The following is a 16,340-nucleotide window of genomic DNA, read 5'->3' on the forward strand; positions in this document are numbered from 1 at the left end:
TTATGCCTTCTCAGTTTCTTGCTTCTCAGCCTTATCTGAAACTTCTTCGTCATCCTTTGGCGTTGTACCATCGGCACGCGTCTTTTCAGTTGGCTTGTCCCATGATACGAAATCACAATCTGGGTAACGTGAGCAACCGTAGAACGTACGACCACGCTTGGTCTTGCGTTCAACAATTTGTCCGATACCACACTTAGGGCAACCAAGACCGATTTCTTCAACAATCGTTTGCGTGTTACGGCAATCAGGGAAGCGTGAACAAGCGTAGAACTTACCATAGCGTCCCATCTTTTCAAGCATCGGTGCACCACAGACATCACAGTTAAAGCCAGCCAAGCGGTCCTTCAAGACAATCTTTTCCATCTCCACTTCAGCCTTTTCAAGCTCTTGTGAGAATGGCTTGAAGAAGTCATCGATGACCTTCACCCAGTTTTCCTTACCGTTTTCAACGTTATCCAAATCGGTTTCGACTTGGGCGGTAAACTTGATGTTCGTGACATCCGGGAAGAATTCTTGCACCGTGTTTTGGACTAACTCACCCAATTCAGTTGGCACGAACTTCTTCGCATCAATACGCACGTAACCACGCTTTTGAATCGTCTCAATTGTAGCAGCATACGTTGATGGACGACCAACACCATTTTCTTCCAGCGCCTTAACCAAAGCAGCTTCGGTATAACGAGCAGGCGGTTGCGTAAAGTGTTGTTCAGGTGATGTCTTTGCCATTTGTACCAAATCGCCAACTGCTAATTCAGGTAACTTGTTGTCCTTTTCCTTAGCTGCTGGATAAGCCTTGGTAAATCCAGCAAACTTAGTCTTTGAACCATTAGCACGGAACATTACCCCGTTTTGTTCAATCGTGACAGCCATCGTGTCCAAGATTTCCGGAGTCATTTGACTAGCCACAAAACGTGACCAAATCAATTGATACAACTTAAATTGATCATTCGTCAACTTATCCTTGATTGAAGCTGGCGTACGGAAGACAGACGTTGGACGAATGGCTTCGTGGGCGTCTTGAGCACCTTCTTGTTGCTTACCTTGGACTGGCTTTGTTGCCGCATACTCGGCACCATATTCTTCATGGATGAACGTTGAAGCGTCCGCCTTAGCGATTTCAGAAATACGCGTTGAATCAGTACGCATATACGTAATCAGTCCAACACTACCTTCTTTACCGCCCAAGTTGATACCTTCGTACAACTGTTGCGCAGCCATCATCGTCTTACGCGTACGGAAGTTCAATTGCGTATTCGCCGTCTGTTGCATCGTTGACGTTGTGAAGGCTGGTTGTGGGTTACGCTTACGTTCCTTCGCTTCAACCTTTGTGATATCAAAGTCACCCTTTTGATCAAGGCGCTTCATCACTTCTTGAACCGCATCGTTATCCGGCAACTCCGTCTTCTTACCATCAACGCCGTAAAAGACCGCCTTAAACTTGGTCTTATCCTTCTTGAATTCTGAATCCAACGTCCAGTATTCATCTGGTTGGAAGGCTTGAATTTCGTTCTCACGCGCAATAACCAATCCCAATGCGACTGATTGCACACGTCCAGCTGACAACCCCTTCTTAACCTTCTTCCACAAGATTGGTGAGATTGAGTAACCTACCAAACGATCAAGGACACGACGTGCTTGTTGCGCATCAACCAAATCCATGTTGATCTTACGTGGTTGCTTAAAGGCATCCTTAACGGCATCCTTGGTAATTTCATTGAAGACAACACGGTTTTCGCCGGCGTCTAAGTCCAAGTCAAGAATATGTGACAAGTGCCAAGCAATTGCTTCTCCTTCACGATCCGGGTCGGATGCGAGGTAAACGTGCTTAGCTGCCTTAGCTTCTTTCTTCAAACCCTTAATCACATCCCCTTTACCGCGGATGTTGATGTATTTAGGTTCATAATTATTTTCAATATCGACACCCATCGTTGACTTGGGCAAGTCGCGGATGTGACCAATACTTGCAACGACCTTATAAGAACTTCCCAAGTACTTTTCAATCGTCTTGGCCTTTGATGGTGACTCAACGATAACTAGGTTCTTCTTTGGCTTAGCCTTAGACTTGGTCTTTGAAGCCGTCGCACGCTTCTTTGCTGGCTTCTTTTCAGTTGTTTCTGCCATGTGCGTGGACCTCTTTCTTTTAGATTTTTCTGTTTTCTACTATATATAGTAAGTATTATGCTTTAACAATAATGTACTATACACTACCAGTCTAGACTTTGACAAATAACAACCGTTTCGTATGTGCACCATTTAACAAATTCAGAAGGAATTTCGGATGATATCTGCCGGGGATAATGCAGGTATTGCGCCGGCAGAGATTAAGGCATTTGTCCCACTAGAAAGTGTCGTATCGATTCGACCTGGCACTGCATAAATATCCCGATTTGCAGCCAACGCCTGATTAGCCGTGATTAAAGAACCCGAACGATTTTTGGCTTCCACTACTAAGCATGCCGCACACAGTCCGGCAATAATGCGATTACGTTCCGGAAATTGATGTTTAGCCGGTCCGACCCACGGCAAATATTCCGACACAACAACGCCAGCGTCAGCCACCTGGCTTTGTAAACTATCCCGGCGACGCGGATACGCAACATCAAGTCCTGTCCCAATAACACCGACCGTCGCGCCGTGATGAGCTAACGTTTCGCGATGAACGGCTTCATCAATACCGCTTGCTAAACCAGATATCGTTATAATCCCTGCTTCAACGAATGTCGGCACAAACCCTTTAACAATTTGTTCCCCATACGTCGACATTTCGCGAGTGCCGACAATCGCGACGCCTGGATAACGCGCAAACAAAAGATTCCCTTTGTAAAACAACACCACTGGCGGACAATTAATTTCCGCTAACCAGGTTGGATAATCATCGTCAGCAATCGTGACATAATCCATCATTTTAAGCTTTTCAAATTGTTCCCTGGCTACTTCCGATTGGCAAAAAGCACGACTGCTCGCACGTTGCTGCGCCGGAACACCTGCTAATTGGTGTACCTCGTTTATCGAAAGTTCATTTACGCCATGTGCAAGCATATATTGCCAAATATGTGTTCTGCCAACAATTCCAACACCAGGGACCAGCAATAACCATAATAAAAAATCACGTTGTTTCATAGCATCCTCCTAGTAAGAAAGAGCTGAAACAACGTGATTTTTCCAATTTTAATCCAAATAATTTTTAACTGGCGCAAATGTTTTGCGGTGAATAGGTGTCACGCCATTCATTTCCAAACCAGCCAAATGTTCAGCGGTTCCGTAGCCAGCGTTATGTTCAAAGCCGTAGCCCGGATAATCAATCGCATAAGCTGCCATCAATTCATCACGAAAATTCTTCGCAAGAATAGAAGCCGCCCCGATTGAAATACTGCGGTCATCCCCTTTGATTAACTTTTCTTGGGGCAGTGGCAAATCAACCGTCATCGCATCAATCAGTAAGCCATCAACTTGTACCGACAAGTTTTCGATTGCCTGCTTCATCGCCACACGTGACGCCTCATAGATGTTGATTTCGTCGATTTGTTCAGCATCAACAACCCCAAAGGCATACGCAACCACTTTATCCTTGATGTCTTGATCAAGTGCCAAACGCGCCTTTTCAGACAGTTGCTTTGAATCATGCACTGCAATCAGGTCAAACGAGTCATCAATGACGGCAGCTGCTGCAACCACGGGACCAGCTAAAGGACCACGGCCGACTTCATCAACACCCGCCAAAACAAGGCCATTCTGCCAGGCATCTCGCTCAAATGTTAGGCGTTCTGAAAAAGCCTGCGCTTGTGCCGCTTGTTTAGCCAATCGCTTATCGTAACTCACTAACAGTTTCTGGACACCAGCACGCTCATCCGCGCGCCAAATAGTCAACTGTTCTGGTGCGACATCGCCTTGCAACGCCACCTTAATGGCTGCGATTGTCTCAGGCTTGGTCATCTTGTACAACTCCGATGTTGTCCTCAGGCATTTCAACCGTGTATTCACCCAGCTTGCCGCGACGCAAATCAATCAACAAACGCTCTGATGCACGATCGTAGTCATCCTTAAATCCAAGCTTTTGCGTGATAAGCAACAACAACTCAACGTCTGTATTGTTCTCCCAGGCATCTTCTGGCAAGTGGTAACGGGCAATAATGGCAGCTGGGTTATACTCGCGCATAAACTTCAACGTTGCCAAGGCAATGTCATCTTGGTTAATCAATTGATCCTTAATGGCACCAGTCATCGCCAAGTGCTCACCAACACGTTGGTCCTCAAACTTCGGCCAAAGCACACCAGGCGTGTCCAATAGCTCCAAGTTCGTTGGCGTCTTCAACCATTGCAACTTTTTCGTCACACCTGGACGGTCACCGGTGATGGCAACATTCTTCGTCACCAAGTGATTCAAAAGCGTTGACTTACCAACGTTTGGAATACCAGCAACCAACGCACGGATTGGCTTGTCCTTAACACCCTTTTCTTCTAGGGCAGCCCACTTGTCAGCTAACACCTTGCGGGCAGCCTTCGTCATAATTTGGGGCGTCTTGTGGCCACGCGTATCCAACGCCACAACTTCCATCCCCTGAGCTTCGAAGTACTTCTTCCAAGCCTTCGTACGTTCTGGATCAGCCAAGTCAGTCTTTGTCATAACCAACAAACGAGGCTTTTGACCCAAGACCTCATCTAGTTCTGGGTTACGTGATGAAACTGGGATGCGAGCATCAACCAATTCAAACACAATATCAACATACTTTAAATTTTCGCGCATTAGGCGGAAGGCTTTAGCCATGTGACCAGGGAACCATTGAATAATTTGAGCCATAATGTTCTTCCTTTCGGGTGCTTATGTATGACGGCCGAAACCGTCTTAATCTTCTGATGCTAAGTAACGCGTCCACGCTTCGTCAAAAACTGACATGCTGTGTAGGTAAGACGCGTTTTCTTCTAAGTAACGTGATAATTCATCAAAATCTTCCGCTTGCTTAGGAAATTGTTGGTCGTAGAAGGCCGCATTCGCAAACGTCTGAACTTCGTCAAAAGTCATTGGATTGCGTTGGGTCATCAACCACGAAAAAAATGGGCGTCGCATTATTTGCTATATCCTCCACGGAATAAAAACTTGTCCTTAGCCGGATCAATCGTCACCGCTTTCACGCGCATTCCCTGCACTTTCGGCGTTTTTCCGAGATCAATCAAAATCGTTTGTTCTGATGTGTCGATGGTTAACCACTTTGGCAAATCGACCATGTTACCAAGATAACCCATAACATACTTCACAGGCAATGGTAGTTGACCAACTGCCACTGACTTCGCGTGGAGCAGAATACCACCGTTCTTGGTAACTTCAGGCACCATCTTCATCCCAAAATCAACGTTCTGGCCTAGGAGCTTGTACGTACCATACACCATCATACCTGACTTTGTCATCTCAAAACGGAATTTGTCCTTCAAAGCCGGGTCGTTATTCAAATACTGTTCAACAATCGCATTGAGTTCTTTGCGATCTACCGCAACCGTAAATGACGCTTGGCCAATTTGCGGCTTAGTATCCGTTACTTCAGTGCGATCCTGAGGTAATAGAATCAACACAATCACAAGCGCGACCAATGCGACCAACGTGATTCCGATTCCGGTAATGATGCCTTGAACACGTTCACGAGATGGCATTACCACGCCAAAACGTGTCACTTTACGTGGTTCCATGTTACTTCTCCAACCAATCTTCAGTGTGCTTTGCCATGCGCTTTACTAGCAGCGCACTCATTTTGTCATACCCCTTATCGTTAGGGTGATAGTGATCAAGCGTCGTAATGTAATCATTCAACTCTTTATCGCTTTTACCATTCAGCGTATCCGTAACCATCTCATTATTGAGTGAGCCACGGTTGGCCTTTTCAGCCTCAGCAGCCAGCTTTTGACGAGCTGCTGATGTTTGATATTGACCGTACGTCAGCGTATTAAACGTTGACACATAATAAACACGATCATCAGCCGATGCAAGATTGGCATTGATGCCATTATAAATTTTGACATCATCGTTCAAGTCCGAACGGTTAGCCAAATAAACATATAACGTGTTGTAATTGCCAAACAAGAATATCGGCGCATCAGGATTCTTCTTTTCAAGATAGTTGATGAGTTTCGTTAAATTTTCGGTGTAATCTGGCATACTGGCCGTCACCTTGTCCGTAACGTCCCGTTCAGACTTCGCGAAAATCGCTTTAAACAGGGTTTGTTGTAAGTCGTTACCGCCAACCGTCATCACCAACACATCTGCGGATTTAATATCTGATACAGCCTTTTTATTCTTTTTAACGCGCTTCAAAATTTGATCCGAACGATCACCCGCCTTACCATAATTGGCGGTCTTAACTTTCACATCGTACTTGTCAGTCAATAATTTTGCTGTTCGCTTTGTGTATCCTTGTTGCTTAGTGGTATCACCCACACCCTCCGTTAAGGAATCACCAACGGCGACCAATTTAACCGTTTGCTTGTTAGCAGCATAAGCTGGCACGCTGGCACTCAAAGTTCCAAAACCAGTCGCCACTAAAAGTGTTGCGACCATCGTTTTAAATTTGCGTTGCACACTGCTCACCTCCTTAACAAAGCTTCGACTTACTATTTTACCATAGAAAAAGCGTTCCGCCCGGGGACGAAACGCTAATTTTTTACTACTTCACTTGGTAACTGAAACCAATTGCGCCAGCGCCGGTGTGCGTTGACACAGTTGGTGACGTTTGTTGCACAACAATCTTAATGTCTGGGAAGATTTCATTAACCTTATCAGCCAATTCTTGTGCCTCAACTGGAATACCAGCGTGAGAAATACCAATTGCTTCGATACCGTTTGGTGCAGCTTGCATTTGCTCAACAATGCTCTTCAAGTAGGCTCGCGTTGACTTAGCGCCACGCCCCTTAACTTCAACATTGATATTACCTTGTTCGATGTGCGCACCGATCTTGATGTTCAAAACACCAGCGATGAAGCCGGCCGTCTTTGACAAGCGACCACCCGCAACTAGGTTATCAAGGTTTGACACCGTCAAATACAATTGTGTATTGTCGTGCACCCGCTTGATTTCTGCAAGAATATCTTCCTTTGAGGCCCCCTCAGCAGCCATCTTAGCAGCCGCTAGTACTTGGAAGCCAAGCGCGCGATCGATAAAGTCTGAATCAAGGACAGTAATGTCACCTTCAACCATCATCGCTGCTTGTCGGGCTGCATCAGCAGTACCTGACAAGCCCTTCGTCAAATGAATTGAAATGATTTGAACATCATCGCCAACCAATGACTCGTAGACTTCTGTAAACACACCCAATGAAGGTTGTGATGTTTGTGGCAAATTCTCGGCTGCCGCCATCTTATCCATGAATTCAACCGGTGACAATGTCACACCATCTTGGTAGACCGTGCCATCAATCATAATTCCCAAAGGAACTACCTTAACATCGTATTGTGCAACTTCTTCAGGCGTCAACATTGCTGTTGAGTCAGTGACAATTTTAACTTGGGCCATGTTTTTAATTCCCCGTTTTTTGTAAATAATTTAATGTGCCTATATTATCTCATTATCATGCCGATAATTCAAGATACTCAAGTGGCACAACATGTTATCTAGTATTGTGTACTAGATGCTAAAGGCAGCTGCCACCAATGACAACTGCCCTCAAAAAATATTGTTTATAGTGAATCCGGTTCGCGAATCCAAGCCAAAGCCAAGGCACCTGCACCCAAGTGAGTTCCGATAACTGGGCCAAAGTACGTCAATTCAATTGGCATATCTGGGTGGCGTTGTTGCAAATCTTCACGCCAAGCAGCTCCTGCTTCTTCAGCATTCGCGTGAATAACCATTGCACGCAATGGATACTTAGAGTTTGCACGCTCTTGATCGAACAACTCTTCCGCACGCGCCATGGCCTTCTTCATTGAGCGCACCTTTTCGAATGGCACAATGTAGTTTGACTCATTATCAAATGTCAAAATAGGCTTGACCTTAAACATTGTTCCGATGATCGCTGATGCGTTTGACAAACGACCACCGCGTACCAAGTTTTGCAAATCATCCACAATGAAGTATTCGTCCATCGTTTGTTGCAACTCGTCCATCGTCGCAATGATGTCAGCAGGCTCAGCTCCAGCTTGCGCCATTTGCGCTGCCTTCATAACCAAGTGACCCATCAAACGTACGGTAATCTTTGAATCATAGCCGTAAACCGTAAAGTCATCTACAGCATCAGCCAAGCCAGCAACCGTGTTAACGGTTCCTGAGATCGTTGAAGCCAAGTTAACGACGATTGCACCATCGTAACCATCCGCCTTCAACGACTCAAACAATGTAATCCATTCCCCAACAGCCGGTTGTGACGTTGAAGGGAACGTCTCTGACGTAGCCAACTTTTCATAAAATTCAGAAGTGGTCAAATCAACCCCTTCGCGGTAGACTGTGCCGTCGATAATAACCGGAATTGGCATCACCTTAATGTCTAGCGCAACCACTTCATCTCGACTTAGATAAGCCGTTGAATCCGTTACAATCGCAATTTTCATCTCAAAATCCTCTCAAATTAATTGTTAGTTGTAATGTTCTTTGGCAAACGCACAAAAATAATCAAGCCAATCACGAACAGAACTGACAGTGCGCCAGCGGCAAATTGCACGCGTCCCGTCACCTGTGACACAATTCCGAAAATAGCTGGTCCAATAATCGCTGAAAACTTTCCAAAGATATTAAAGAACCCAAAAAACTCACTACTACGTTCTTTAGGAATAATTTGTCCTAAGTGCGAACGTGACAAGGCTTGCATCCCACCTTGTGATGAGCCGACACCAAACGCTAGCAACCAAAATTGATTAGGGTGATTAATAAAAATTGCAAATAATGTAATACCGATATAAATCAGCATCCCCATAATCAAAATATTACGATTACCAAAGCGATCGGCTAACCAGCCGTACACAATTGAAAATGGAAAGGCAATTAGTTGCACCGCCAACAAGACAACAATTAGTTGACTGCTTGGAATGCCAATTGCCAACGCGAATGAAGACGCCATTGTGAAAATGGTGTTCACCCCGTCAATGTAGAAGAAATAAGCCAAAAGGAATCCTGACAAAACAGGATAATGGCGCAAATCACGAATGGTTTCACCCAAACGTCGAACGGCTGCTCGAACCGGGTGGTCATTTGCTGGCAAAGCATAAACCTGGCGCACATTCTTAACGAATGGCACGGTAAACACGAACCACCAAATAGCTGACAACACAAACGCAAAAATAACAACGCCGTGCGCTGATAGGAAGCCACGTCCAATCATATAGATAATGAGCGGCACAAGACCTCCCAAGTACCCAAATCCATAACCAGCAGAACTAACACGATCCATCCGATCTGGTGTCGTGATATCTGTGATGTAACTGTCATAAAAAACATTAGCAGATGAGTACCCAACAAATGATAACACAAAGACTGCTAACAATAAGAAAAGATTGTCAGCTGGCACGGCTGCTAAGCCGAGTGTGCCGACAATCCCCAATGCCGTAAATATATAAAACAAACGTCCCTTCATGCCTTGGAAATCAGCCAAAGCACCCAAAATTGGCGCTAAAACGGCTGCCGCAAGCGTTGCAACTGAATTGGCATACCCCCAATAAGCGGTTGCGTGGGTCGCTGAAATGCCACCATTCGCTGCAACTGACGTCAACCAAATTGGTAGCACTGCCGTTACAACGATGATGCCGTACGCTGAGTTCGCCCAATCATAAAAAATCCAGCTCCACTCAGTTTTATTAAAAAGCTTCTTCATTCTTACTCCTTAAACGCCTCGTCGATCACATGACCAGCAGTTGGCGTATTAAATTGTAAGCCAAGCAACTTAGCCATCGTTGGTCCCTCTGACGTTAAATCAATATCCAACGCCAATTCTTGACCAGCCTTAATGTCAGGTCCGTTCAAAATAAGAGTCGTCGTGTAATCCTCATTGTCTGGGTGGTAGCCGTGAGTTCCCTTGTAACGGTCAACTTCACCACGTTCCAGCATCTCGTTTGTCACTTCTTCAACCACTGCTGGTCGACGCGTTTCGTCGGTGAAGTAGTAGCCCTTTTCTGCTTCCACCATCAAAGATGCTTCCGGATCGGCCCCAAACTCAACGAGTTCGCTGTGATCGTAAACCGCCTTAACACCTTCGACTTCACTAACCATCTTTTGCACTTGTTGCAAAAGACTCGCATCCTTCAAGTACACGTACGTTGCACCGTCTGTGTGCTTAGCAAGCACTTGCCAGTTACGAGCTACACGACCATTGTGCGTTGCACGAAGCCAACCACGATCAGCAAACAACATGTTCAAGTGAATCATCTTTGCCACGTTCATTTGGTAGTGGTCACCCAAAACCATGAAGTCCGTGTCTTCAAAAATGCCAGCATCCTTCGTCGCTTGAATCAAATCACCAACGTGTTGGTCCAAACGGGCCAAAGCATCCCATGCTTGTTGTGTGCGAACACCATAGCGGTGACGGTGTGAATCCATGTCCACCAAGTGAATCAACGTCAAATTTGGCTTCTTTGTCTTGATGGTATCAACTGCTGCTGCCGTAATGAAATTGTCTAGTTCTGGTTGCTGGATGCCCTTACGCAAGTGTCCAAACTTACGATCCATTTGCAACAAGAACAACGGTGAACTGGCGCGTAGTGACGTCGTATATTGGTTCGTCCAAATACGATTTGGGAAAATTTCAGCAATATTCCAGTTAATCTTAGCGCCGGCCGTTACGGGCCACAAAAAGGCAGCGGTTGTCATGCCGGCTTCACGAGCCAAATCATACACCGTTGGCACCTTAATGTGCTTTGCGTACCAGAACCAATCTGGTGATTCACGTTCTGGTTGCATGAGCGTCGCATTAACCACACCGTGCGACTTTGGGTAAGTCCCCGTGATGATTGATGTGTGGGAAGGATAGGTAATTGACGGATAAACGCCCTTAACTTCCTTAACCCACGTACCATCTGCGATTAAACTTGCAATGTTTGGCAAAAATTGCAATCGTGCGGCCAAATCCGCGCTTCCAAGTGCGTCCAAAGAAATAACAACTGCATGCTTCGCCATGCTCTTCCTCCTACATTTGCTTACTTAATGAGTTTTCCAAACGATTCAATAGGATGCGAGCCATGCTTTTTTCTTCAGCAGACCACAACTTAAAAATCGTTTCCTCATAATGGGTGTGTTGTTGGTTGACAGCCGTCAACACATCGCTCCCCTTAAGCGTTAATTCATAAATCAATTGGCGTCGATCACGGCCCACCGCAATATTTGATACCAATTCCTTTTTCAACAATGAGCTCAATTGACGAGACAATGTTGAATTATCCAAGCCAGTTTCCTCAGAAAGCTTATCTTGGGTATCGAACCCCTCAGAAACATGGTTCAACAATTGCCATTCTGCAATGGTAACGCCTTGTTCCTTCGTGATTCTCGTTAAAATGGATTTATATTGTTTTTCGGTATCGCGTAACGCTTCTAAGACAGTTTTCATGCCGGCCTCCTGATTTAACTAACTAATTATACGCTTTTTGTATTACACATGTGGGACAAAAAGCCTGCACTTACGTTTACAAAGTGGTTGTCGCGACTAAGGAAACAATCTTTGAGCCGTGTAATTCAGACACATGCAACTCGTCTGCCAACCAAGTTGCGTTTTCGAACGTCACCCCACCACCCGGTAAAATCGTCAATCCAGCTGGCGCATGCGCGATGGTGTCCTTCAAATGCCCAACCGTTTCGGTAATCGGTTGCGCTAAATCACCGCCGTGCGTCAAAACGCGTACAACGCCATAATTCGCCAACCAGCGCAGTGCTTGCGGCTGGCACTCTGGCTTAATATCGTCAAACGCCATGTGGTAAACCACCTGCATTGGCAGAGCAGCCTCAAGTAGTTTCACCATACGGTCACGAGCCAAACGCTTTTCTTGATCAACAACCCCAAATGTCACCATTTTGACACCCAAAGCCCGGAAATGAATCAGTGACTCGCGCATCGTGTTAATCTCGGCGTCTGAATAATCAAAATCGCCGCCACGTGGACGAACCATGACAACTAAGTCAACGTTAGCATCCTGGGCCAATTTAACGGCTGTCGCAACTGTCTCATCATCTGGTGTAAGGCCACCTAAGTCTAAACGACTATTCAATTCAACGCGATTTACACCAGCGGCGATTGCTGCACGCATTGTGTCCAAATCAGCTAAAGCAATTTCTTTAATCATGACGCACCCTCCTGTATTCTAATTCCCATTTTACTAAAAATGGGACAATGATTACAGAGTTGTATTCTTGATTAAGAGACCCTTAATGTTTAGGACACAATAAAAGGCCGGATTTCGGCGAATCCGGCCTTTTATTATTAACTATTGTTAATTTTGAGCTTGCACTGGCTTGTTTTGACGTAGCTTTTGAACCATCGCAAAGTCAGGCGTCACCGCCATCGTTGTTTGACCTTCAAAAATAACAAATCCAGGCTTTGAACCATTTGGCTTACGCAAACGACGAACTGGCAAGTAATCGACCGGTACATTTGCTGAATCGCGGGCCTTTGAGAAGTAGGCCGCCAACATTGCGCCTTCAAGCAACGTTTCCTCAGAAGGTTCAGCATCGTGAATAATAACGTGAGAACCAGGAATATCCTTCGTGTGCAACCAAATATCAGACTTAGCGGCTGTCTTCATTGACAAACGTTCATTTTGCAAGTTGTTCTTACCAACTTCAATCAACGTACCATCCGTAGCATAAAACTTCTCAGGTTGACTGACTTGTGGCTTCTGCTTCTTCTTGCTTTGCACACGCATGTAGCCTTCTTGAATCAATTCTTGGCGAATTTCTTCAATATCCTTTGGCGATGCAATATCGATTTGGGCCAACAAGTTCTCAAAGTAATCCACTTCTTCTTGTGCCATGGCAATTTGCTCATTTAGGTACTTAACAGACGTCTTCAACTTGTTGTAACGTGTAAAGTACTTTTGGGCATTCTGAGATGGACCGATTTGGTTAGACAACGCAATCTTCAAAGGCTTGTTGTCATCGTAATAGTTAGGCAACTCAATTGACGTCATGCCACGCTCAATTTGGTGCATATATGTCGTCAACAACTCACCCTTGATCTTGAATTCATCAGCGTTGTCCGCTGCGTCCAATTCAGCTTGTTGCTTCTTAATCTTGGTCTTGTTCTTCTTCAATTCGTTACGAACAACACGCAAAACAACCGCTGCTTGTTGTTGCACACGATCACGCTCTGACTTCTCAGCAAAGTAACCATCCAACATTTCACTAAGCGTAGGGTATTCCACCACATTCCCGGCCAGTGTCAGCCAATCAAACGGTGCAAAATCAACGCCCTTATCAGTTGAAATCAAACGTGGCGCTGGCTTGTCAAAGCGAGCAAACCAGTCTTGCGCCAACTTCATGGCATCGCCTTCTTGTTGTAGCACAGTAGCCAATTCCATAGCTGAGTCGCGGGCGAATCCTTGGAAAGTGTGTTGGATTCCCTTGGCCAAATCAGCCACGTCGGGGTTGTCCAAAATCAAGTTTGCTAACCCATCCAACGTTTCATATGGGTTCACAACATCTTGCTTTGGTGGCATCACATACGTACCACCAGGCATCAGCGTGCGCACACGGTTTTGATCCGCTGGCACGTGCTTAATCAAATCCAAAATGCGTTGGGTTGGATCATCGATCAAGAACAAGTTTGAGTGACGGCCCATCATTTCAAGAATCAAAGACGTCTTCTCTTCATCACCCAATTCGTTACGGCCTGATGTGGTGAACTTAATCATGCGGTCGTTTGCGACTTGTTCAACGCGCAACAATTGTGCGCCTTCCAAGTGCTTACGCAACATCATCGCGAAGTTGGGGGCTGTTTGCGGATTCGTGTACTTAATACGTGAAATTTGAGCACGCGCAAATGAAGGGTGCGCACTCAATAGCACTGGATAATTCGTACGATTATTACGAATCACCAAGAAAATTTCATTGGGATATGGTTGGTGAATCTTCATAATGCGACCACCAGCCAATGTTTCATTCAACTCTCGCACCATTGCGTGCGTAAAGAGACCATCAAAAGACATGATTTGTCCCCTTTCTTTTTTCGATTAACGTTCTGCTAAAAAGCGACGTGAGACAGTTTCGTCATCTGCTAGCTTAGCGATTAGTCCATCCATGCCATCAAACTTCATTTCACCACGAATGTAGTGGTGCCAACGAACCTTAACATGTTCACCATAGATTTCAGATGCAAAATCAAACAAGTTAATTTCAACAGTCTTAGGACGATTCTCACCAAACGTGACGTTGTAACCAATTGATGCCATACCACCATACCATCGCTCACCAACTTGTAGCTCAACGGTATAAACACCAACGCCAGGCAATCGCTCGCCAGGTGTCGTTTCAATATTCGCAGTTGGATAACCCATCTCACGACCACGTGCTTCACCGTGAACCACGACACCCGTTGTTTCATATGGTTGCGTCAACAAATCATTCAGTTCGTCCACACGGCCTGCATCGACCAATTGACGTGCACGCGTTGAAGCGCCTTCTTCACCATCAACATCAACACGTGCCACTTCAATGACATCAAAACGGTTTTGCGCATAAGCAGGTAGATGCGCCATATCAGCTGCGGCATCACGAGCCCCATAAGTGTGGTCGAACCCAGCTACAACTGCTTGGGCATGCAACCCAACCATGTATTGATCAACAAAATCTTGTGGCGCAACCTTAGCTAGTGCTGACGTAAAGTTCACAACATAAGCAATGTCGACACCAAGCGACGCCAACAACTCAAGCTTACGTGGCAAAGTTGTCAAATAAGTGAGTGGGGCATCATGTGTCTTAAACACGATCGACGCATGTTGATCATAAGTCAGCACAGCCAACTTCACCCCACGACGTTGTGCTTCACCTTGTGCGCGGTTGATAACCGCACGGTGACCAGCATGAACGCCATCAAAAAATCCCATTGCCAACACAACTGGCTCATCAGCGATTTTCTCATTATCAAATGGGTGATGTAATGTTATAACTTCCATTTCAACTGCCCTCACATCCAAAAATTTCAATGCCCTTATCATACCATAAAACCCCGCACTAGGCGGGGTTTAGTCAGTAATAGTCTTGATTTAACGCGATTTATAAATGAATGAGCGTTTATTTATTATTCCGTCATACTGTGACGCTTACCTGCTTGAATCGCTTCATTTTCCGTCATCTGCACGACATTATTCATATTCGTACTTGATGGCATGCGGTCAGTCCCATACCAGTAAACCTTGCTTGAACCACCACCAGTCACATAAACAACGCGGTCGCCCTGCCCTGCTTCTGGCTGAGTGGCTGGTTGTGTCGCAGGTTGCGTTGATTCAACCGGTGCAGCGGCGACTGGAGCAGCAGCCTTTTCGACCGTACCAGTTGCCATACCAGTTGCGTAGTCAATCGTTGCATTTGGGCTCACGTTAGCCAGATAAACGACTGTTGCACCACCGTTTCCGCTTGTCTCATGTTGTGAACCAAAGCGAATTTCAATGGTTTGCCCATTTTGATCGTAGCCCACGTATGCCAAACGTACTTCACGCGGCAACAATTCATCCCCTGAATACAAAGGGGTTACTTGATAATCCAAACGATAATTTGGGTGCAAGGCCAACCAGTTATCTAGTTGGTTCTCATAGTACAACATGCTATCCGAATTACCTTGGTCCATACCAGAATAGTTCCCTGAATTCATACAAGCCGTCCCTGGTACCAAATTACGTGGTTCATCATTCAACCCTGAAAATTGGTAACCAACCAAGTGACCACGGGCCATTAACCAAGCACTCTTTGAACCATCACCATAGTACATCTTGTAGTTGTGCCAACCAACCGGGTCATATGACAAACTTGGCGCACGCTTTGCAGTTGGTTCTTCATCATTCGACAATTGAATGTGACTATCAACTGCTCGGTGCAAATGATCAAGCGGTTGCATCACCATTTGACGTGATGTCGCATACGCCAATGGCTGTTGCACCGCGCCCGTTAGGCCATGATCATCAGCCTTCGCCAATCCCTTGGTTGCATTACTTGCTTCAGAGCTGCTCGTTGAACTCGCCACTGAAGATGACTTTTCTGATGACGATGATGCAGATGATGCGGTTTCAGATGAAGACTTCGAAGAAGACTTTTTCACCACTTTATGTGATGTCACCGACGAAGACGTTGTTGTATCAGCCGAATCCGACTTGTCTGAACCACCACTAAGCGCACTGATACCCATCAGTGCCAAGATAACAATTCCTGCTACCTTTAATTTCTTACCCATATACC

At 45.6% G+C, this 16,340-nt stretch carries 16 protein-coding genes; all 16 read right to left on the minus strand.

What is annotated here, in order from left to right:
- The 16 genes from topA to ACAW68_05660 all read right to left on the minus strand — a co-directional run bounded on the left by topA (position 1) and on the right by ACAW68_05660 (position 16,335).
- On the minus strand, positions 1–2,121 hold the full coding sequence (gene topA, locus ACAW68_05585; protein XGA14968.1) for a type I DNA topoisomerase: 2,121 nt from the start codon (positions 2,119–2,121) through the stop codon (positions 1–3).
- 141 nt (positions 2,122–2,262) lie between these two features.
- Positions 2,263–3,120 carry a DNA-processing protein DprA gene (dprA, locus tag ACAW68_05590; protein XGA14969.1) on the minus strand — a complete coding sequence of 286 codons (858 nt, stop codon included), beginning with the start codon at positions 3,118–3,120 and terminating at the stop codon, positions 2,263–2,265.
- A gap of 48 nt (positions 3,121–3,168) precedes the next feature.
- Entirely contained in the window at positions 3,169–3,933 is a 765-nt protein-coding gene (locus tag ACAW68_05595) for a ribonuclease HII (GenBank protein ID XGA14970.1), read from the minus strand.
- Complete coding sequence (gene ylqF / locus ACAW68_05600) at positions 3,920–4,798, minus strand: ribosome biogenesis GTPase YlqF (protein XGA14971.1); 879 nt, start codon at positions 4,796–4,798, stop codon at positions 3,920–3,922. Before ylqF ends, ACAW68_05595 begins: the two co-directional genes overlap by 14 nt.
- Before the next feature lie 45 nt (positions 4,799–4,843).
- The gene (locus ACAW68_05605) at positions 4,844–5,065 is read right to left on the minus strand and encodes a YozE family protein (GenBank protein XGA14972.1); all 222 of its coding nucleotides are present in this window, start codon (positions 5,063–5,065) and stop codon (positions 4,844–4,846) included.
- Entirely contained in the window at positions 5,065–5,679 is a 615-nt protein-coding gene (locus ACAW68_05610; GenBank protein ID XGA14973.1) for a YpmS family protein, read from the minus strand. Before ACAW68_05610 ends, ACAW68_05605 begins: the two co-directional genes overlap by 1 nt.
- A gap of 1 nt (position 5,680) precedes the next feature.
- A complete protein-coding gene (locus tag ACAW68_05615) occupies positions 5,681–6,565 on the minus strand; it encodes a GDSL-type esterase/lipase family protein (GenBank protein ID XGA14974.1) in 885 nt (294 codons plus the stop codon).
- Positions 6,566–6,650: 85 nt separating this feature from the next.
- Positions 6,651–7,496 (minus strand): DegV family protein, encoded by an 846-nt coding sequence (locus tag ACAW68_05620; GenBank protein XGA14975.1) that lies wholly within the window; start codon positions 7,494–7,496, stop codon positions 6,651–6,653.
- A 164-nt stretch (positions 7,497–7,660) separates the two neighbouring features.
- On the minus strand, positions 7,661–8,527 hold the full coding sequence (locus tag ACAW68_05625) for a DegV family protein (protein ID XGA14976.1): 867 nt from the start codon (positions 8,525–8,527) through the stop codon (positions 7,661–7,663).
- Positions 8,528–8,544: 17 nt separating this feature from the next.
- Positions 8,545–9,783: an MFS transporter gene (locus ACAW68_05630; protein ID XGA14977.1), complete on the minus strand. Its 1,239-nt coding sequence runs from the start codon at positions 9,781–9,783 to the stop codon at positions 8,545–8,547.
- 2 nt (positions 9,784–9,785) lie between these two features.
- Positions 9,786–11,081 carry an alkaline phosphatase family protein gene (locus ACAW68_05635; protein XGA14978.1) on the minus strand — a complete coding sequence of 432 codons (1,296 nt, stop codon included), beginning with the start codon at positions 11,079–11,081 and terminating at the stop codon, positions 9,786–9,788.
- 10 nt (positions 11,082–11,091) lie between these two features.
- A complete protein-coding gene (locus ACAW68_05640; protein ID XGA14979.1) occupies positions 11,092–11,508 on the minus strand; it encodes a MarR family winged helix-turn-helix transcriptional regulator in 417 nt (138 codons plus the stop codon).
- A 76-nt stretch (positions 11,509–11,584) separates the two neighbouring features.
- On the minus strand, positions 11,585–12,238 hold the full coding sequence (locus ACAW68_05645) for a copper homeostasis protein CutC (GenBank protein ID XGA14980.1): 654 nt from the start codon (positions 12,236–12,238) through the stop codon (positions 11,585–11,587).
- A gap of 147 nt (positions 12,239–12,385) precedes the next feature.
- The gene (locus ACAW68_05650; protein ID XGA14981.1) at positions 12,386–14,098 is read right to left on the minus strand and encodes an NFACT RNA binding domain-containing protein; all 1,713 of its coding nucleotides are present in this window, start codon (positions 14,096–14,098) and stop codon (positions 12,386–12,388) included.
- A gap of 24 nt (positions 14,099–14,122) precedes the next feature.
- Positions 14,123–15,064 carry a riboflavin biosynthesis protein RibF gene (gene ribF / locus ACAW68_05655; GenBank protein ID XGA14982.1) on the minus strand — a complete coding sequence of 314 codons (942 nt, stop codon included), beginning with the start codon at positions 15,062–15,064 and terminating at the stop codon, positions 14,123–14,125.
- A 125-nt stretch (positions 15,065–15,189) separates the two neighbouring features.
- Entirely contained in the window at positions 15,190–16,335 is a 1,146-nt protein-coding gene (locus ACAW68_05660; GenBank protein XGA14983.1) for a DNA/RNA non-specific endonuclease, read from the minus strand.
- Positions 16,336–16,340: the final 5 nt, after the last annotated feature.

Source organism: Weissella confusa (genome assembly GCA_041871065.1).
Taxonomy (GTDB): Bacteria; Bacillota; Bacilli; order Lactobacillales; family Lactobacillaceae; genus Weissella; species Weissella confusa_A.